Annotated in this window: 17 protein-coding genes; 12 read left to right on the top strand and 5 right to left on the bottom strand. The window is 63.3% G+C overall.

Going from position 1 to position 18,526, the window contains the following annotated elements; genetic code table 11:
- Positions 1-6: 6 nt before the first annotated feature.
- Positions 7-720, bottom strand: coding sequence for an SDR family oxidoreductase (locus E1B25_RS10785; RefSeq protein ID WP_132829165.1), 714 nt, complete (start codon positions 718-720; stop codon positions 7-9).
- A 189-nt stretch (positions 721-909) separates the two neighbouring features.
- Between E1B25_RS10785 and E1B25_RS10790 the strand changes: the two genes are divergently transcribed.
- Genes E1B25_RS10790 through E1B25_RS10825 form a run of 8 tightly spaced genes read left to right on the top strand, consistent with a single transcriptional unit; the run spans position 910 to position 10,720 of the window.
- Positions 910-2,517, top strand: a complete 1,608-nt coding sequence (locus E1B25_RS10790) for an ABC transporter substrate-binding protein (protein ID WP_132829167.1) — start codon at positions 910-912, stop codon at positions 2,515-2,517.
- Positions 2,518-2,572: 55 nt separating this feature from the next.
- Complete coding sequence (locus E1B25_RS10795) at positions 2,573-3,562, top strand: ABC transporter permease (RefSeq protein WP_132829169.1); 990 nt, start codon at positions 2,573-2,575, stop codon at positions 3,560-3,562.
- The gene (locus E1B25_RS10800) at positions 3,559-4,434 is read left to right on the top strand and encodes an ABC transporter permease (RefSeq protein ID WP_132829171.1); all 876 of its coding nucleotides are present in this window, start codon (positions 3,559-3,561) and stop codon (positions 4,432-4,434) included. Before E1B25_RS10795 ends, E1B25_RS10800 begins: the two co-directional genes overlap by 4 nt.
- Positions 4,431-6,074, top strand: a complete 1,644-nt coding sequence (locus E1B25_RS10805) for an ABC transporter ATP-binding protein (RefSeq protein ID WP_132829172.1) — start codon at positions 4,431-4,433, stop codon at positions 6,072-6,074. Before E1B25_RS10800 ends, E1B25_RS10805 begins: the two co-directional genes overlap by 4 nt.
- 36 nt (positions 6,075-6,110) lie before the next feature.
- Positions 6,111-7,766, top strand: coding sequence for an aminotransferase class V-fold PLP-dependent enzyme (locus E1B25_RS10810; protein ID WP_132829174.1), 1,656 nt, complete (start codon positions 6,111-6,113; stop codon positions 7,764-7,766).
- A complete protein-coding gene (locus E1B25_RS10815) occupies positions 7,763-9,067 on the top strand; it encodes an NAD(P)/FAD-dependent oxidoreductase (RefSeq protein WP_132829176.1) in 1,305 nt (434 codons plus the stop codon). The genes E1B25_RS10810 and E1B25_RS10815 overlap by 4 nt, the downstream gene beginning before the upstream one ends.
- 12 nt (positions 9,068-9,079) lie before the next feature.
- Positions 9,080-9,550 (top strand): L-2-amino-thiazoline-4-carboxylic acid hydrolase, encoded by a 471-nt coding sequence (locus tag E1B25_RS10820; RefSeq protein WP_132829178.1) that lies wholly within the window; start codon positions 9,080-9,082, stop codon positions 9,548-9,550.
- A 3-nt stretch (positions 9,551-9,553) separates the two neighbouring features.
- Positions 9,554-10,720, top strand: a complete 1,167-nt coding sequence (locus E1B25_RS10825) for a M20 aminoacylase family protein (RefSeq protein WP_132829180.1) — start codon at positions 9,554-9,556, stop codon at positions 10,718-10,720.
- Between the two features lie 128 nt (positions 10,721-10,848).
- Here E1B25_RS10825 and E1B25_RS10830 read toward each other — a convergent pair whose 3' ends face one another.
- The 4 genes from E1B25_RS10830 to E1B25_RS10845 are packed head-to-tail and all read right to left on the bottom strand — an operon-like array spanning position 10,849 to position 13,991.
- Positions 10,849-11,625 (bottom strand): ABC transporter permease, encoded by a 777-nt coding sequence (locus tag E1B25_RS10830; protein ID WP_132829182.1) that lies wholly within the window; start codon positions 11,623-11,625, stop codon positions 10,849-10,851.
- Positions 11,625-12,356, bottom strand: coding sequence for an ABC transporter permease (locus E1B25_RS10835; RefSeq protein ID WP_132829412.1), 732 nt, complete (start codon positions 12,354-12,356; stop codon positions 11,625-11,627). Before E1B25_RS10835 ends, E1B25_RS10830 begins: the two co-directional genes overlap by 1 nt.
- 27 nt (positions 12,357-12,383) lie before the next feature.
- Complete coding sequence (locus tag E1B25_RS10840) at positions 12,384-13,148, bottom strand: transporter substrate-binding domain-containing protein (protein ID WP_132829184.1); 765 nt, start codon at positions 13,146-13,148, stop codon at positions 12,384-12,386.
- Between the two features lie 45 nt (positions 13,149-13,193).
- A complete protein-coding gene (locus E1B25_RS10845; RefSeq protein WP_132829185.1) occupies positions 13,194-13,991 on the bottom strand; it encodes an ABC transporter ATP-binding protein in 798 nt (265 codons plus the stop codon).
- A gap of 89 nt (positions 13,992-14,080) precedes the next feature.
- On the opposite strand from E1B25_RS10845, the gene E1B25_RS10850 reads away from it, so the two are divergent.
- Genes E1B25_RS10850 through E1B25_RS10865 form a run of 4 tightly spaced genes read left to right on the top strand, consistent with a single transcriptional unit; the run spans position 14,081 to position 18,312 of the window.
- Complete coding sequence (locus E1B25_RS10850) at positions 14,081-14,719, top strand: TetR/AcrR family transcriptional regulator (protein ID WP_132829187.1); 639 nt, start codon at positions 14,081-14,083, stop codon at positions 14,717-14,719.
- A gap of 22 nt (positions 14,720-14,741) precedes the next feature.
- Positions 14,742-15,929, top strand: a complete 1,188-nt coding sequence (locus E1B25_RS10855; RefSeq protein ID WP_132829189.1) for a pyridoxal phosphate-dependent aminotransferase — start codon at positions 14,742-14,744, stop codon at positions 15,927-15,929.
- Positions 15,926-17,521: a 5-guanidino-2-oxopentanoate decarboxylase gene (locus E1B25_RS10860; RefSeq protein ID WP_132829191.1), complete on the top strand. Its 1,596-nt coding sequence runs from the start codon at positions 15,926-15,928 to the stop codon at positions 17,519-17,521. The genes E1B25_RS10855 and E1B25_RS10860 overlap by 4 nt, the downstream gene beginning before the upstream one ends.
- Positions 17,522-17,529: 8 nt before the next feature.
- Positions 17,530-18,312, top strand: coding sequence for a dimethylarginine dimethylaminohydrolase family protein (locus tag E1B25_RS10865; protein ID WP_132829193.1), 783 nt, complete (start codon positions 17,530-17,532; stop codon positions 18,310-18,312).
- The last annotated feature ends 214 nt before the right edge of the window (positions 18,313-18,526 follow it).

Below are 18,526 nucleotides of genomic sequence, written 5' to 3' on the forward strand. Positions count from 1 at the left end.
CGTGGGTCAGCGTTTTACCGGGGCAAGAGCGATCTCATGCACCGCGACATTGGGGTTCATCTGGGCGACATGCAGCGCCAGATCGGCGATATCTTCGGGCTGGATCATCCGCGCGGCAAGCTCCGGGTCAAAGCCCGGACGTTTCGTCAGCAGCGGTGTTGCCACTTCGCCGGGACAAAGCGCGGTGGAGCGGATACCGTTCACCCCCTCTTGCCCGTTAAGGCTGGCGCTGAGATCGCTGAGGGCGTGTTTCGAGGCGCCGTACGGCACACCGGCGACATCGCTGTGAAACCGCCCCGCCCAAGATGAGGTGTGGATCATCACGCCTGATTTTTGCGTCCGCATCGGGGGCAGCGCGGCGGCGATCACGTTCAACGCGCCGGTGACATTGGTCTGGATCACTGCATCCCAGCTGTCCCAGTCCAGTTGATCCCAGCGCCGCAGCGGGATGTTCAGCCCTGCGTTGTTGCACAGCACGTCGAGCGAGCCCGCCCAGTCGGGAATCTCTGCGCCAAGCGACAGGATCCGCGCGCGGTCGGTCACATCGGCGGGAAAAGCCCTTGCCTCGCCGCCCTCAAGGTCTATTTCCTCGACCAGTTCATTTAACGCGGCCTCGGACCGCGCCGTAAGGGCGACCCGGAAGCCGGCAGCAGCGAAGCGCCGGGCCATTGCAGCGCCGATTCCCGACCCGGCCCCAGTGATCCACGCGCATTTCGTCATATTCTTTCCCCTTCAGGGTGATTGATGTGGATTTTTGTGCTACGTTTTGCTCAGTTAGTAGCATAGGAATACTTTTTTCAAGCATTTCAAGCAAAAATTTATTGACCTCGTGGCGAGCGGCTGGTTCCTAGAGGGCAGTCGCCCGGATCGGACCTGTTTTTTGGGCGGGACAACAACAGGGAGTCAGATATGATTCAGAAAAAGGTAGCCCTTAGGGCTTCGCTTGGCTCGGCGGCACTCTGTGCGCTGAGTGTCATGACGACGGGAGCCGCCTCGGCAGAAGACGCGCCGAAGCATGGTGGCACCGCGATCATTCACATGGCCTCGGAACAGCGCGCGCTCAACCCCGCGCTGCGGGCCTCGACGGGCGTCTACAACATCACCGGCAAGATCATGGAGCCGCTGATCGACAAAAGCTATGACGGTTACGAGCCGGTTCTGGCGACCGAATGGTCGACCTCGGACGATGGCAAGCACATCACCGTCAAGCTGCGCGAAGGCGTCAAATGGCACGACGGCGAACCGTTCACCTGTGCTGACGTGTCCTTTTCGGCGATGGAGCTGTGGAAAAAACTGCTGAACTATTCCAGCACGCTGCAACAGAACCTCGACTCGGTCGATTGCACCGATGATTTCACCGCCGTCTTCAACTATTCCAAGCCGATGCCTTTGAGCCTGTTCGTGGCGGCGATGCCCGACCTTGGTCATCCGGTGGCCAAGCACCTGTATGAAGGCACCGACATTCTGAAGAACCCGTACAACACGGCTCCAGTCGGGACCGGCCCGTTCAAATTCGTCGAATATGAGCGTGGCCAGTATGTGATGGCGGAACGCAACCCGGACTACTGGCGCGGCGAGGAATTCCCGTATCTTGACCGGATCGTCTGGCGCTTCATTCGCGACAAATCAGCCGCCGCTGCCGCACTGGAATCGGGTGAAGTACACGAGTCCGGCTTCAACGGCGTGTCGATGTCCGATATCGAGCGGTTGTCCAAGGATGAGCGTTTCGAAGTTGGCACCATGGGCTATGAGAACAACGTCGCCCACTCCACCGTCGAGTTCAATCACCGCAACCCGATCATGGCCGATCTGAAGGTGCGCCAGGCGATGTATCATGGGCTGGACATCGACTACGCGATCAAGACGATCATGCGTGGCTTTGCCAAGCCGGGCCGGGGTCCAGTTCCGTCTGCGGGTGGGGCGAACTACACCGATCAGGTCACCACCTATGACTATGATCCGGAACTGGCCATGAAGATGCTCGACGAGGCCGGCTATCCGGTCAAGGATGACGGGTTCCGCTTCCATCTGCGTCACCGTCCGGCACCGTGGGGCGAGTACACCCAGCTTTGGGGTGAGTATTATGCCCAGGCGATGCGGGAAATTGGTATCGACGTCGAGATCCTGACCAACGATGCGCCCGGTTTCCTGAACGGGGTCTATCGCGACTATGACTTCGACACCGCCAACGGCTGGCACCAGTTCCGTTCGGACCCGGCTGTTTCGACCATGGTCTGGCTGCGCTCCGGCGCTCCCGCCGGCACCCCTTGGTCGAACCAGTTCGGCTGGCAGTCCGACGAGATGGACACGATGATCGACGAGGCCCAGGCCGAGCTCGACCCGGAAAAGCGCGCCGCCGACTATCACGCGATCCAGGCCAAATCGATGGACGAGATCCCGGTGATTTTCGCGATCGAGCATCCCTTCATCTCGGTCACGTCGACCAAGCTGAAGAACCACCACAACACGCCGCGCTGGAACTCTTCCAGCTGGTATGACCTCTGGCTCGACGAGTAATCGCGCCCGCCGTGCCCGGAGGTTCCGGGCACGGCATCAATATCCGGAGCACATGATGACGCTACACCTCCCCCCGATACTCACTTACGCCCTGCGCCGACTGGTGCAGGCGGTGCCCGTGATCGTGCTGATCATGATCGGCACCTTTCTTCTTCTCAAGCTGGCGCCGGGCGATACCGTGGATGCGCTGGTCGGCGACATGGGGGGCGCTGACGCGGCCTATATCGCGCGGTTGCGGACCGAATACGGGCTGGATCAGCCCGTCTGGGTGCAGCTTTGGCTCTATATGGTGAAGCTCGTGCAGTTCGATTTCGGCTGGTCCTTTGTCTATGAGGAGTCGGTCGCGACGATCCTGCTGGAGCGTCTGGGCACCACCTTGATGCTGATGGCAACCTCGCTGTCGATCGCCTTTACGGTGGGCTGTTTTCTGGGCGCGTTCGCGGCACGCCGGGCCTATTCGTTGACGGACAACGTGATTTCGACGGTTGGGTTGGTGTTCTATGCCACGCCAAGTTTCTTTCTGTCGCTGATGATGATCCTGCTGTTTTCGGTCCAGCTGGGCTGGTTGCCGGTGGGGGGCATCAAGACGGTGGCCGGGTTCTATACCGGCTGGGATCATGTGGTGGACGTGGCGCGACATCTGATCATGCCGACGGCGGCGCTGTCGCTGATCTATCTTTCGTTTTACCTGCGGCTGATGCGCGCCTCGGTGCTTGAGGTTGCCGATCTGGATTTCGTGCGGACGGCGCGGGCCAAGGGTGCCGGCGAGACCCGGCTGATGGTCCACCACATCATGCGCAACGCGCTGTTGCCGGTGATCACGCTGCTGGGGATGCAATTCTCGACCGTTCTGGGTGGCTCCGTGGTGGTGGAAACCATCTTCTCGCTGCCGGGGCTCGGACAGCTGGCCTATCAGTCCGTTATCCAACGCGACATGAACATGTTGATGGGCATCATTTTTCTCTGCGCGATCATCGTCGTGGTCGTGAATTTCCTCACCGACCTGCTCTATGCGCGTCTCGACTCGAGGATCGAACTGGCATGACCCTTCTCACAACCGAACTTCCCAAACCTGAACCGCATCGCGCCGTGCTGCTGTGGCGTCGTTTCGCCCGCAACCGGGCCGCGCTTCTGGGGCTTGTCATCTTTGTGGTCGTGCTGATCATGGCCGCCACCGCCGGGCTGATCGAGCCAACCGATCCGTTGCGCCGCGCTGGCGTGCCCCTGACCAAACCCTTTGTCGACTGGGCAACCCCGCTGGGCACAGACCAACTGGGCCGCGACATCCTTGCAAGCCTGTTTTACGGTGCGCGGATTTCGCTGCTGGTTGGTGTGCTGGCGACATTGCTGTCGATTGGCATTGGCGTGGTTATCGGCGCGGTGTCCGGCTATTTTGGCGGCTGGATCGACGATGTTCTGATGCGCACCACCGAGGCGTTTCAGACCATCCCGAACTTTGTGCTGCTGCTGGCGCTGGTGGCGATCCTTGGCTCGTCGATCGAATATATCACCGTGGCCATCGCCATCGTTTCCTGGACCGCGCCGGCGCGGATGGTGCGGGCCGAGTTCATGTCGCTGCGGGGACGTGAATTCGTCGATGCCGCGCGCAATCTCGGGGTCTCCAACACCGCGATCATCTTCCGCGAGATCCTGCCCAATGCCCTGCCGCCCATCGTGGTCTATGCCTCGGTCATCATGGCGCTGTCGATCCTGCTGGAAAGCGCGCTGGCCTTTCTGGGCCTTGGCGATCCCAACCATGCGAGCTGGGGCAACATGATCGGCCAGGGGCGCGCCGTGTTGCGCTCCGATTGGTACTGTGCCGCGATCCCGGGCACCGCCATCATCCTGACTGTGCTGTCGTTCTCGCTGCTGGGCGAGGGGCTGAACGACGCGCTCAATCCGAGGCAGAAGAAATGAACGGCAACACCCCCGTATTGGAGATCAAGGGTCTGCGCATTGCGCTGCCCAAAGGCGCCGACCGGCCCTATGCACTTGATGGGCTCGACCTGACTGTCAACCCGGGCGAGATCGTCTGTCTGGTGGGCGAGAGCGGCTCTGGCAAATCGCTGACCGCTGGCGCCATCATGCGGCTGTTGCCGGAACCGCATGTGCATGTCGCCGACGGCGCAATTCGGTTCGAGGGCGAGGATCTGCTCGCCCTGTCCGAGGCCCGGATGAAGGCCATTCGCGGCGACCGGATCGCGCAGATCTTTCAGGAACCGATGACGGCGCTGAACCCGCAGAAATCCGTGGGATGGCAGCTTGACGAGGTGTTGCGCCTGCATACCGAGCTGGGCAAGTCAGACCGCAAGGCGCGCGTCATCGAGATGTTGGAACGGGTCAAGATCCCCGACCCGGCGTCGGCCTATAATGCCTATCCGCATCAGATCTCGGGCGGTCAAAGGCAGCGGGTGATGATCGCGATGGCGCTGTCCTTGTCGCCGCGTCTGATCATCGCCGATGAACCCACCACCGCGCTGGATGTGACGACCCAGTTGGAGATCTTGCGCCTGATCCGCGAATTGCAGGAGCAGGACGGCGCCGGGGTTCTGTTCATCACCCATGATTTCGGCGTCGTGGCCGAGATCGCCGACAAGGTGGCCGTGCTGTGCAAGGGCGAACTGGTCGAACAAGGCCCGGCGCAGCAGATTCTGAACCGGCCACAGCATTCTTATACGCAAGCGCTGATCGCGGCGATTCCGGCGCTGACGCCGCCAGCCCCACGGGATTTCACCGGGGCGCCGGTGGTTCTGGAGGCAAAGGGGCTGGTCAAGACCTTTGCCGCGCGGGGCGGGATGTTCAGCGGCAAGCGCAAGGCGGTCAAGGCGGTCTCGGATCTGTCCTTTGTCCTGCGTCGGGGCGAGACGCTGGGCGTTGTCGGCGAAAGCGGGTCGGGCAAGACCACGGTGTCGCGCATCGTTACCCGGCTGCTTGAATCCGACACCGGTTCGGTCACCGTCGAGGGCACCGATCTGCTGGCCTGTTCGCCGCGGGAACTGCGCAGGATGCGTCAGTATATCCAGATGGTGTTTCAGGATCCGATGGCCTCGCTCAACCCGCGCAAACGGGTCGAGGCGCTAATCGCGCAGGGGCCGATCGTGCATGGCGTCGATCCTAAGGAGGCGCGGGAGCGGGCGCGCAAGTTGCTGGAGCTGGTGGAACTGTCCCCCGCCGCCGCCAGCCGGTTCCCGCATGAGTTCTCGGGCGGTCAGCGGCAACGCATCGGTATCGCCCGCGCGCTGGCGATGGAGCCGCGGGTGATCGTGGCGGATGAACCGGTTTCGGCGCTGGATGTTTCGGTTCAGGCGCAGGTGCTGAAACTGCTGGGCGATCTGCGCGACCGGCTGGATCTGTCGCTGCTTTTCGTGACGCACGATCTGCGCGTTGCGGCACAGCTTTGCGACCGGCTGATCGTGATGCAGAAGGGCGAAATTGTCGAGACCGGCGTGACGGCGGAAATCTTTGCCGATCCGCAGCACCCCTATACCCGAAAGCTGCTCGATTCGATCCCCGGGCGCGGCTGGACACCTCCGGTCATTCGCCCGGACGCAGCCTGACAGACCCCGGACGCAGCCTGACAGAAAGAGAAACTGATGAGCATGCAATTCGACGATATCCGCCACGCCCTGATCGGCGAAGGCGTTGCGATCCCGGGTCCGTTTGGCCCGCGGGCGCTGATCTATGCCGATTATGTGGCCTCGGGGCGCTCGCTCGATTTTATCGAAGAGACGATCCGCACCCAAGTCCTGCCGTTCTATGGCAATACCCATACCGAGACCTCCTTTACCGGGCGCCGTACCACCCAGCTGCGCGAACTGGCCCGCGATGCGGTGCGCGAAGGTGTCGGCGCGGATGACGATCATGCGGTGATCTTTGCCGGAGCCGGGACCACCGCCGCCTCGGACAAACTGGTGCGGGCGTTGCAGATGGGCGGCGCGGCAGGCCAGCTTGGCCCGGATGCGGTTGTTTTCGTGGGCCCGTATGAGCACCACTCCAACGATCTGCCGTGGCGCGAGAGCGGCGCGCAACTGGTGCGTATCCCGCTGGACGCCTCGGGCGGGGTCTGTCTGAGCACGCTCAAGGCCGAGCTGGAGGCGCATCGCGATGCGCCGCTGATCGTGGGTGCCTTTTCGGCGGCCTCGAACGTGACCGGGGTGCGCACGGATATTCGGGCCGTGGCCATGGCCCTGCACGCCGTGGGCGGCTGGTGCGTGATCGACTTTGCCGCAGCTGCGCCCTATGTCGCCATTTCGCTGGCCGAAAGCGCGCCGGGCGCGGGGGATCGGATTGACGCGGCTTTTGTTTCGCCGCACAAATTTCCCGGCGGCCCCGGAGCCTCGGGCCTTCTGATCGCGGATCGCGGGTTGATGAGCACCGCGCGGCCTACTGTTGTCGGGGGCGGCACCGTGGCTTTCGTCACGCCTGAGGATCATCAATATGTGTCGTCGATCGAGGCACGAGAAGAGGCAGGCACCCCGTCGATTGTCGAGAACATCCGCGCCGGGATGGTGATGGCGCTGAAAACCGATCTGGGCGCCGAGGCGATCGAGGCGCGCGAGAGCCAGCTTTCGCGGCGTCTGGAAGAGGCCATTGTCGGCATTCCGGGGATCGAGTTGTTGGGTCCACGCAACGCGCAGCGTCTGGGGATCTTTTCCTTCAATATCCGGGTTGGCGCCCGCGTGTTGCATCATGGCTTTGTGGTGGCCCTGCTCAATGACCTGTTCGGCATCCAGGCGCGCGGCGGCTGTTCCTGTGCCGGGCCCTATGGTCATGCGCTGCTGGAGATCGACAGGGCGCAATCGCTTCGTCATTCCGATGCTGTGAACCGGGGGCTTGGTGTCTTGCGTCCGGGCTGGGTGCGGTTGGGGGTCAACTACTTTTTCTCGGAAGAAGATGTGGACCGCATCGCGCGCGCGCTGGAGTTCATTGCCCATGAGGGCGCGGGCCTGTTGCCACTGTATGAGCTTGATGCGGCGGAAAGCATGTGGCGTGCCCGGCGTCCGGTGACAGATGAAGTCCCGGCGCGGCTGTCCGATCTCTGGACCCACCCGGCGGTCCCGCTGTCGCAAACCCCCGACATGGACACCTGTCTTGCGCAGGCGCGGGCGCTGTCGCACGAGGGCCGGACGCAGGAGGCCGTGGCGACCACCTTTGACAGGGCCGATGACGAGGATCTGCGCTGGTTCTGGCTGCCGCAAGAGGCCGCCGAGGCGCTGAACACCACCACCGAAATGGAGTATCAGGCATGAGTGGAAAGGTAGCCTTCCCACCGTCGATCTGGGCCGCGACCGCACCCGAACGGGTCACGGCCCCCCACCTCAAAACGGATATCGAGACCGACACCGTCGTGATCGGCGGTGGCTTTTCCGGCCTGTCGGCGGCGCTGCATCTGGCGCGCGAAGGCGGCAATGTGGTGGTGCTGGAGGGCGAGGCCGTGGGCTGGGGTGCCTCGGGTCGCAACAATGGTCAGGTGATCCCGACGCTGACCTCGGCCGAACCCGACGCTTGGGTTGGTCGCTATGGCGAGACCGGGCGCCGTTTTGCCGAAATGATCGGCCAGAGCGCGGCCACGGTCTTTGACATCATCCGCCGCGAAGGCATCAATGCCGAGGCCGAGCAGGCGGGTTGGTTTCAGCCGGCGCATTCGCCGGGACGGGTGAAGCTGATGCAAAAACGCGCCGAGGCCTGGACCCGTTTCGGGTTGGATATCGAGGTTCTTGATCGCGCGCAGACTACGGATCTGCTGGGGTCTGATTTCTGGTATGGCGGCATTCTGGCGCCGTCTGGCGGCCACATAAACCCGCTCGCGCTGGCGCGGGGGCTGGCGCGCGCCGTCGAACATCACGGCGGCACGATCTATGAGCAAAGCCCGGTGCAGCGGTTTGAACGCGTCGGGTCCGAATGGGTCGTGATGACCCATCATGGCCGGGTCCGGGCACGCTCGCTGATTCTGGCGACCAACACCTACACCGGGGAGTTGGTGCCGAAACTGGCCTCCAAGCTGGCCCGCTCCGTCGTGCCGGTGTTGTCGTGGCAAATGTCGACCCCACCGGTGTCGGACAATCTGCGCGCCAAGATCCTGCCCGGGCGGCAGGCGGTTTCTGACACCCGTGGGGATCTGCGGTTTTTCCGCTATGATGCCCGCAATCGTCTGATCACCGGCGGTGCGGTGATGGGCAGCTGGAAGGTCGAGGAGCGGGTTCGCGCCAAGGCGGCGCGCAATCTGGCCGAGGCATTCCCGGAACTGGGCGTGCCCGAGATGACCCATGTCTGGTCCGGCTATATCGGCATGAACTGGGATCGCTTTCCGCGGGTTCATTCGCTGGGCCCGAATGGCTGGGCCTGGATGGGTTTCAACGGGCGCGGCGTGGCGCTGGGCGTCGCGCTGGGGCGCGAGGTGGCCCGTGCCGTCGCCGGTGAGGATCCGCGCGGTCTTGCGTTGCCGGTGACCGAACCACATCCGTTCCCGCTGCACAGCGTTGTGCGTCGGTTCGCACCGACCTACCTTGCATGGCTGCGCCGCAAGGATCTTGTAGACCCCAAACTCTGAACAGGAAACACCATGACAGATATTCCGATTCTGGAAATGCGCCGGATCGAGGCTGCGATCCTGAAGCATGTCTTTGACGTGATCGTGGAACGCTCTGGCCGGGAAGAGGCCGAGGCCGTAATCGGCGAGACCTGCTCGCGCTCGGCCATTGCGCAGGGGCAGGCCATGGCGGCCGGCCTCGATCATCCGGCCACGCTGGAGGATTTCGCCGCGATCCTGCCGAACTGGACCAAAGGGGGGGCGCTGGAACTGGAGCCGCTGGAAACCTCGGCCGACAAGATGGATTTCAACGTCACCCGCTGCCGCTATGCCGAGATGTACCGCGAGATGGGGGTGGGCGATATCGGTCATCTGCTGTCGTGCAACCGCGACGGCGATTTCTGCGTCGGCTACAATCCGGATATGGAATTGACCCGGACGCAGACCATCATGAAGGGCGCCAGCCATTGTGATTTTCGCTACCGGATGAAGAAAGGGGCCTGAGCCATGGCAATCGAAAACTGGGTCTCGCGTGAGATCGAAGCACTTGTGGATTTCCGTCACGACCTGCACCGCAACCCGGAACTGCTTTATGAAGTGTCGCGCACCGCTGGCAAGGTGGCCGACGCGCTGCGGGCCGCCGGGGTCGATGAGGTGCATGAGGGCATCGGGCGCACCGGTGTCGTCGGCGTGATCCGGGGGCGCACCAATACCTCGGGGCGCAGCATCGGGTTGCGCGCCGATATGGACGCGCTGCCGATCACCGAGGAAACCGGCGCGGAGTGGGCATCGGACGTGGTGGGCAAGATGCATGCCTGCGGCCATGACGGCCATACCACCATGTTGCTGGGCGCGGCAAAGCATCTGGCGGAAAGCCGGGCGTTTGACGGCACCGTCATCGTGATCTTCCAACCCGCCGAAGAGGGCGGGGCTGGCGCACGTGCGATGATCGAGGACGGGTTGTTCAAAAACTGGCCCTGCAACGAAGTCTATGGCATGCACAACCGCCCGAACTTGCCGCTGGGGCAGTTCACCATCGCGTCGGGTCCGATCATGGGCTCTGTCGATGCGGTCGAGATCACCATCTCGGGCCGGGGCGGGCACGCCGCGCAGCCGCACAATGCGATCGACCCGATGCCAGCAACGGCGGCGGTGATTCAGGCGGTGCAGGCGATGTCTGCGCGCAGCATCGATCCGTTCGAGGCCTCGGTCGTGTCGCTGTGCACCATCGAGGGCGGCAATGCCTTCAACGTCATCCCGCAGGAGATCAAGATCACCGGCACCGTGCGCACCCTACGCCAAGAGGTCCGCGATCATATCGAAAGCAGCCTTGGCACGCTTGTCAGCTCGGTCGCGGCGGGTTTTGGCTGTGTCGGGAGGTTGGAATATTCCCGGCACTATCCGGTGACGGTCAACCACGAGGCCGAGACCGAGCTTGCCGTTCAAGCCGCCCGCGCCGTGGTGGGCGAAGAGAACGTCTTTACCGACATGCCGCCGACCTTGGGGGGCGAGGATTTCTCCTTCATGCTGAACGAGGTGCCCGGTGCAATGATCAACGTTGGCAACGGTCCCTCGGCGCAGCTGCATCACCCCGCCTATGACTTCAACGACGAGGTGATCGGCTGGGGCTGTTCCTATTGGACCGAACTGGTGCGCCAGCGTCTGCCCGGCTGACGCGGGCACGAGGGCTGCGGCGGGATGTGATCTGCGCCGTGTTGGTCACGGAAACGGCCCGCTATCTGGCGGGCCTTTTTCTGTTCGCAGGGGGGCCTCTTCTGTAAACCATTCTCGGGTGTGTGGGGTCAGCGTCGGGCGGGAACCTGGCGTTCCACGTAGTTGAACGCAAACCCGATGATCCCAGCGATCACCATGTAGACCAGCGCGAGCAAGAGCAGCGGTTCGTAGACAATGAAAGTGTCGGAGCGGACCCGCGATGAGACCGCGTAGATGTCCATGACCGTGATGGTGGCGATCAGCGGGGTGGCTTTCAATTGCAGGATGGACTCTCCCCCCAAGGTCGGCAGCACATTGCGGACCGCCTGCGGCAACCAGATCCGCCGGAACATGGTCAGGCGTGGCATGCCAAAGGATCTGGCGGCCTCCAACTGCCCCTTGGCGACGCTGGAAAAGGCGCCGCGCATCACCTCGCCCTCATATCCGGCATAAGAAAAGGTCAGGGCCAGAACCGCATAGGGCCAGGCCTGACGCAGATAGGGCCACAGCTCGGACGAGCGAATCCAGGGAAATTGCGGAAACAGGGACCCAAGTCCATAATACAGCAGCCAGAGTTGCAACAGCAGCGGCGTGCCGCGGATGACCGTGCAGAACATGCGGGCCGGCACGGCCAGATACCACGGGCCGACGGCCTGGGCCAATCCCAGCGGGACCGCCAACAGAAAACCGAGAACCGTCGTGACCACCAGGATCCAGAGCGTGGTCCACAGGCCTGCAATCGCCAGTGGCATGTAGTGCGGCAGCCAATCCCAACGCAGCGAGACGCCGCACCAGACCAAAAAGGCTGCGAAGATCACCATCATCACGATGCGATGGGGCTGCATCAAGGCGCGCAAAGTGATCATCAGCGCGCGCCCTTCAGCGAGGGCTGGCCGCGACGGGCCCATTTTTCGACCCAGCCGAAAACCACCCCTGAGCAGAGCGTGACCATGAGATAAAGCCCCCCTGCCGCGAGAAAGAAGGTGAAATAGGCCCGTGTGCTGGAGGCCGCCTGTTTGGTTTCAAGGGTCAGTTCGTTGAAGCCGACAACGGCCAAAAGCGCCGTGTCCTTGGTGGCGATCAGCCAGAGATTGGCCAGACCAGGCACCGCGAAGCTCATCATGGCAGGAATGGTCACCCGGCGCATGACCATCAGCGGCGGCATCCCGAAGGAACGTGCCGCTTCGAGCTGACCGGGGGGAACCGATTGAATGGCGCCGCGTAGAATCTCGGTGGAGTAGGCCCCCTGGACGATGCCCAGAACCCAGATTCCAGCCACGACGCCGCTGATCTCAACCCGGCCATAGCCCATCATGGCGGCGATCCTGTTGATCACATCGGTGCCCACATAGTAGAGGATCAGGATCAGCACCAGTTCGGGCACGGCCCGGATGACGGTGGTGTAGATGGCCAGAAGGTCGCGGGTGACCTTGCCGCCATAGAGCTTGCCATAGGCGCCCAGAAGGCCGATCAGCAGGCCCAATCCGAAGGCCCCGAACGCAATCTGTAGTGAATTGGCCAACCCGCGCAGCAGGTTGGCCCCCCAGCCCGGCGATGAAAGCGACAACAGTTGCGCGCTCTCACCTAGGCCAAGCATGTTTAGAACAGTCTCCACCCGGTCGTCTTAGTAGATGCTGGTGGTGAAGTATTTGGCGGTGATCTTCTCATGCGTGCCATCGGCCAGAATGGTGGCGATGCCCTTGTTCAGCGCCTCCAGCAGGGCGCTGTCGCCCTTGCGCACACCTGCGCCCACTCCGCGCCCCAGAATGGCCGGGTCGTCGGCAACCGCGCCCTTGATCTCGCAGCAGCTGCCAGTGTCAGAGGCGACAAAATCCGCCATGGCGATACTGTCGGCCTGGGTGGCGTCGATGCGACCGGCGAACAGATCCTGATTGGCTTCATCCTGGGTTTGATAAACGCGCAGTTCGGAGCCCTTGAAGTGTTCCTGCGCATAGGCTTGGTGGATGGTCGAGGCCTGGATGCCGACAATCTTGCCCGCAAGGGAGTCCGGGGTCGCATCGATGTCCATGGACTTGTCCGCCACGATCACGGCGGGGGTGTTATAGTAGGGGTCAGAGAAGTCGATGGTTTTCAGGCGCTCTTCGGTGATCGACATGGAGGCCATGATCGCGTCGATCTGCTGGCCGGTCAGCGACGGGATGATGCCGTCCCAGGCCACCGGTGTGATCGCGCAATCCAGCTCGGCTGCGGCGCAGACGGCGTTGATGATATCGATTTCCCAGCCGACCCAATTGCCCGAGCTTTCGGTCGAGGCGAACGGCGGATAGGGCTCGGCCGCGATGCCGATCTTGACCTGCTCGGCACTGGCTGTGCCGACGGCAAGGGTCGCTGCCGCAAGCGTAGCGGCAAGAATGGTCTTCAGTTTCATGAGAGTTCTCCCTGATTGGCTTTTTGTTTTCTGTTGAGCTGTGGTTCAGGAGACGGAGCTGAGGAACTGTTTCAACCGCTCCGACTTGGGGTTTTCAAAGACCTCGGCAGGTGGCCCCTGCTCTTCGATGCGGCCTTTGAACAGGTATACGACGTGGTTGGCCACTTCGCGTGCGAATTTCATTTCATGGGTGACCAGCAGCATGGTCCGCCCCTCGGCGGCAAGGTCGCGGATCACGGTCAACACTTCGCCCACCAGTTCCGGATCCAGCGCCGAGGTCGGCTCGTCAAACAGCATCGCCGAGGGATCTACCGCCAGGGCCCGGGCAATGGCCGCACGTTGTTGCTGGCCGCCGGACAGGAAGGCGGGAAAGGCGTCTTCCTTCTCGGCCATGCCGACGCGGGCCAAAAGCTCGCGCGCACGGGTCACGGCCTCGGCGCGCGGGGTCTTCAGCACATGAACCGGCACCTCGATGATGTTTTCCAGAAGGGTGCGGTGGGTCCAAAGGTTGAACTGTTGAAACACCATGGCCAGCCGGGTGCGGATGCGCTCGATCTGGCGCCGGTTCGCGGCGGTGCCATCGGCGCGCATCGCGATCTCTTCGCCGCCGATCACGATCTGGCCCGAACTGGGCGTTTCCAGAAAGTTGATGCAACGCAGCATGGTCGATTTGCCCGAACCTGAGCCCCCGATGATGGCAACCACATCGCCCTTGTTGGCGGTCAGGGAGACACCTTTCAAAACCTCCACCGAGCCAAAGGACTTGTGCAGGTCGGTGACGCGAATGGCCTCCTCACGCGCGTCTTCGGTGGCGGCTGACGTCGCAGCAGCGGATGGATGCATTTCGCGGCTTCCTCGTTTTCGTCTTGTAGTAATGCGGAACTGTCGTAATTATGCAAGTGTATAATTTTAGCAGACGTCAGGAAACACCCGTGGCCGAGGAACGCCGTAAATTTAAGCGAGAGAGCGCGCAGGCCCGCCGCGAGGCGTTGATTTGCGCCACGCTTGAACTGGTGGCCGAGCATGGCGTGCGTGGGGCAACGGTGCGGGGCATCGCCGAGCGGGCCGATGTGACACAGGGCCTGATCCGGCACTACTTCAGCTCGAAAGAAGACCTGATCACCGCCGCCTATGAATACCACATGACCCATATGACCGACCTGACCGAGGCCCCGGCCAGCCAGCTTCAGGGCACGGCGCGGGATCGGCTGGTGGCCTTTGTCGAGGCCTCCCTGACCGCGCCGGTGGTGGACCCGCAGTCGATCGCGCTTTGGGCGAGCTTTCTGAACAAGGTGCAGAATGACCCGGCCATGAAGGCCATCCACGCGCGCACCTATGCGGATTTCCGGGACCGGCTTGAGGCTTTGATCGCGGCCGCGCTTGGCGAGGCCGGACAGGTGACCGAGGCCGGGCAACTGCGGCACCTCGCAATTGCCTGCAACGCCGTGATTGACGGTCTGTGGCTTGAGGGTGGCGCGCTGCCCGATGCCTTTGAGCCCGATGAATTGCCGAAAATCGGCCTGATCTCTGTCGGGGCGATCGTCGGTTTGAACCTGACACACTCTTCGTGAGAAACAAGAAGGCCGATCTGCCATGAAGACAACGGATGTGACTGCGCGTTTGGCGGGGCTTGGCGGTGCCAAGTGGGAAGTCCATATCAAGGCGCGCGCCTTGGCTGCGGCGGGGGCGGACCTGATCGACATGACCATCGGGGAGCCGGATGTGCCGGTTCCGCAGGAGATGCTGGATCGGGCCACGGCGGCGATGATGGCTGGGCGCACCGGCTATTCGGACGGCCGTGGCGAGATGAACCTGCGCACCGCCTTGGCCACGGATTATACCCGGCGCAGCGGCCGCGAGATCAACCCGGACCAGGTTCTTTGCTTCCCGGGCACGCAGACGGCGCTGTTTTCGGTCATGATGGGCGTGGCGCAGCACGATGACGAGGTTCTGGTGGGCGATCCGATGTATGCCACCTATGAGGGTGTCATTCGCGCCAGCGGGGCCAAGATGGTGCCGGTGCCCCTGCGCCCGGAACACGGTTTCCGTATGCAGGCCAAGGACATCGCGGCGCGGATCACCCCGCATACCCGGGCGCTTCTTTTGACAACGCCGCACAACCCCACCGGTGCCATTCTTACGGCCCAAGACCTCGCTGCAATCGGGGACCTGGCGCTGGCGCATGACTTTTGGATCATCTCGGACGAGGTCTATGCGGATCTTGTCTATGAGGGGGCGCAGTTCGCCTCTCCGCTTGCGCAGGAACAGCTGGCGGATCGGGTGGTCGTGGTTTCCTCGATCTCGAAATCCCACGCCGCGCCGGGGTTCCGCAGCGGCTGGTGCGTGTCCTCCAAGGTATTCTGCGACGCGCTGCTGCCGTTTTCCGAAACCATGCTGTTTGGCAACCAGCCCTTCATCGCGGACATGACCGCCGAGGCGGTGACCAAGGGCTCTCCGGTGGCGGCTGGCATGGCTGCGCGGTTCGCGGCCCGGGCCGAACGGCTGGAGACGCGTCTGCACGCGCAAACTAAGCTGCGAGTCCATCGGCCCAAGGCTGGCATGTTTGCCATGCTCGATGTGTCTTTGACCGGGATGGATGGGTTTGCCTTTGCCATGGATCTTTTGGAGAAGTCCGGTGTCGCGGTCATGCCCGGCGCCTCTTTCGGGGAGAGCTTGACGAACTGGGTGCGTCTGGCCTTGACGATCCCGGATGACGATTTTGACAAGGCCCTGACCCGTATCATCACCCATGTGCAACAGGCCGCAGCGGTGCCCGCATGAGCACGGTCGGGGAACAGCTGGTCGCGGCGCTGAAGGCGCGCGGGGTCGAGGTGGTTTTCGGCATTCCCGGGGTCCATACGGTCGAGCTGTATCGGGGGCTGGCCCGATCTGGCATCCGCCACGTCACCCCGCGCCATGAACAAGGCGCAGGGTTCATGGCGGACGGCTATGCGCGCGCCAGTGGCAAGCCCGGCGTGGCCTTTGTCATAACCGGGCCGGGGCTGACCAACGCGCTGACGCCGATGGCGCAGGCGCGGGCGGACTCGGTGCCGATGCTGGTGCTGTCCGGGGTCAATGCCTCGGGCACGCTAGGGCAGGGGATGGGGCATCTGCACGAACTGCCCGACCAACACGGGCTGGCCCGGTCGGTGGCGCTGGTGTCCGAGCATGTGGCGCGCCCACAGGATCTGAACAGCGCGCTCGATCGCGTCTTTGCCTCCTTCACCACGGGCCGTCCGGGGCCGACCCACATTCAGGTGCCTTTGGACGTTGCCGGGGCAGAGGGCGTTGCCCCCTCGGCCCCCGTAGCGGCGCCGACGCCCAAGGTCTCTGACGAAGAGATCGCCGAGGCGGCCCGCAAACTGACTGCAGCCAAACGGGTTGTCATCCTCGCAGGCGGGGGGGCGAGCAAGGCGGCCCCTGACGTGCAAGATCTGGCCGAGCGGCTGGATGCGCCGGTGGTGCAGACGGTGAACGCACGGGGCATCCTGTATAGTCATGACCTGTCCGTGCCCGCGAGCCCAAGCCTGCAGGCCGTGCGGGATCTGATCGAGGCGGCGGACATCGTTCTGGCGCTTGGCACTGAGCTGGGGCCGACCGACTATGACATGTATGCCACCGGCACCATGGCACTGATGCCCGAGCTGATCCGCGTGGATCTTTGTGCCGCGCAATTGGCACGTCACGCGGCCGCGCTCGCGCTTCATGGTGCGGTCGGGCCGTTCGTGCGCTCCTTGCTTGCGGTTTTGCCCGATGCGGCGAAATCCGCCGGTGGCGCAATGCGCGCTGCAGCGGCGCGGGCCGCCGCCTGGGAAGAGATCGGCGCGGAGTATCGCGGCCAGGTCGAGATCGTGAATGCGATGCGCGATGCGCTGCCCGGTGCGTTGATGGTCGGCGACTCGGCGCAGCCGATTTATGCGGCCAATCTCTACTATGATCACGACCGCGCGGGCGGATGGTTCAATGCGGCGACAGGCTATGGCGCGCTTGGCTATGCGATTCCAGCGGCCATCGGCGCGGCGATTGCCAAACCGGGAACGCGGGTGATCTGTATCGTCGGGGACGGCGGCGCGCAGTTTTCCCTGCCCGAGATCATGGCCGCCGTGGATGAAAAGCTTCCGATCACCTTCGTGGTCTGGAACAACCACGGCTATCGCGAAATCGCCATGGCCATGCAGGACGTCGACGTCCCCGTCGTGGGCTGTGACCCGACGCCGCCCGATTTTGCGTTGACGGCGGCCTCTTTCGGGATCCCGCATCAGGCGGTTGGACCTGATCCCGCCGAGATTGCACAGGCCCTGCGCAAGGCCCCCGCTGACGGCCCTTCGATGATTGAAATCGCGGCACCTGTCTTTGTGCCCGCCAAGGATTGAGAGCGACCATGAGAAACCCGAGTTTCGAATTTGCCCGTGCCGTCACTCGCCGCCCCGCGGCCTCGATCGTGGAGGGTCTGCGGGCCAAGGACATCGGCACCCCCGATCTGCAGGGCATGCTGGCCGCCCATGACGCCTATGTGGCGGCGTTGCGCAGCACCGGGGCAGAGGTGACCGTGCTGGATGCCCTTGCGGCCTATCCGGATGCGCAATTCGTCGAAGACACGGCACTGTGCCTTCCGCAGGGGGCGATCCTGATGCGTCCCGGCGCCCCCAGCCGCGCGGGTGAGGTCGCTGAAATGGCCCCGACCCTGCGCGCGCTGTGCGAGGACGTGCGCGAAATCAGGGGCCCCGGCCATGTGGAGGGGGGCGATATCCTGGTCACGGGCAAGGAAATCCTGGTGGGCCGCTCGGATCGTACCGATGCGGAGGGCGTTGCCGAACTGGCCAAGATCGCGGCGGAATGGGGCCACACCCTGCGCGAGGTTTTTACCCCCGAGGGCGTGCTGCACTTCAAGACCGACTGCTCGCTGATGGACGGGGACACCATTCTGTCGACCAAACGGCTTGAGGCCTCGGGCTGTTTTGAGGGCTATCGCGTTTTGCATGTGCCCGAAGGGGAGGAAGCCGCGGCCAATGCGATCCGCTTCAACAATCTGGTGCTGATGGCCGACGGCTTTCCGCGCACCGCCGAGTTGCTGGACAAGGCCGGCTACGAGGTGGTGCAGATCAACAACCGCGATTGCGCCAAGCTGGACGGCGGCATGTCCTGCCTGTCGCTGCGGTTCTGATCGATCTGCCTGAGGGGCCCAACACCCGTCTCGCCATCGGGCGGACGGGTCTTGGCATTCCCGGGCGCGGGATTATTCCGAAGCCTTTTGCGGCGCGCATGCCGCTGATCAGGGGGATCTCTTCACGTCCTGCCTGATCGTACTGATCTGCCTTTCTGCCCCGTTTTTCTGACCACCGAGCATTTGAGCCCGAGAAAAATGGTCTTGCATGGCC

Source organism: Antarcticimicrobium sediminis (genome assembly GCF_004348975.1).
GTDB classification, from domain to species: Bacteria; Pseudomonadota; Alphaproteobacteria; order Rhodobacterales; family Rhodobacteraceae; genus Antarcticimicrobium; species Antarcticimicrobium sediminis.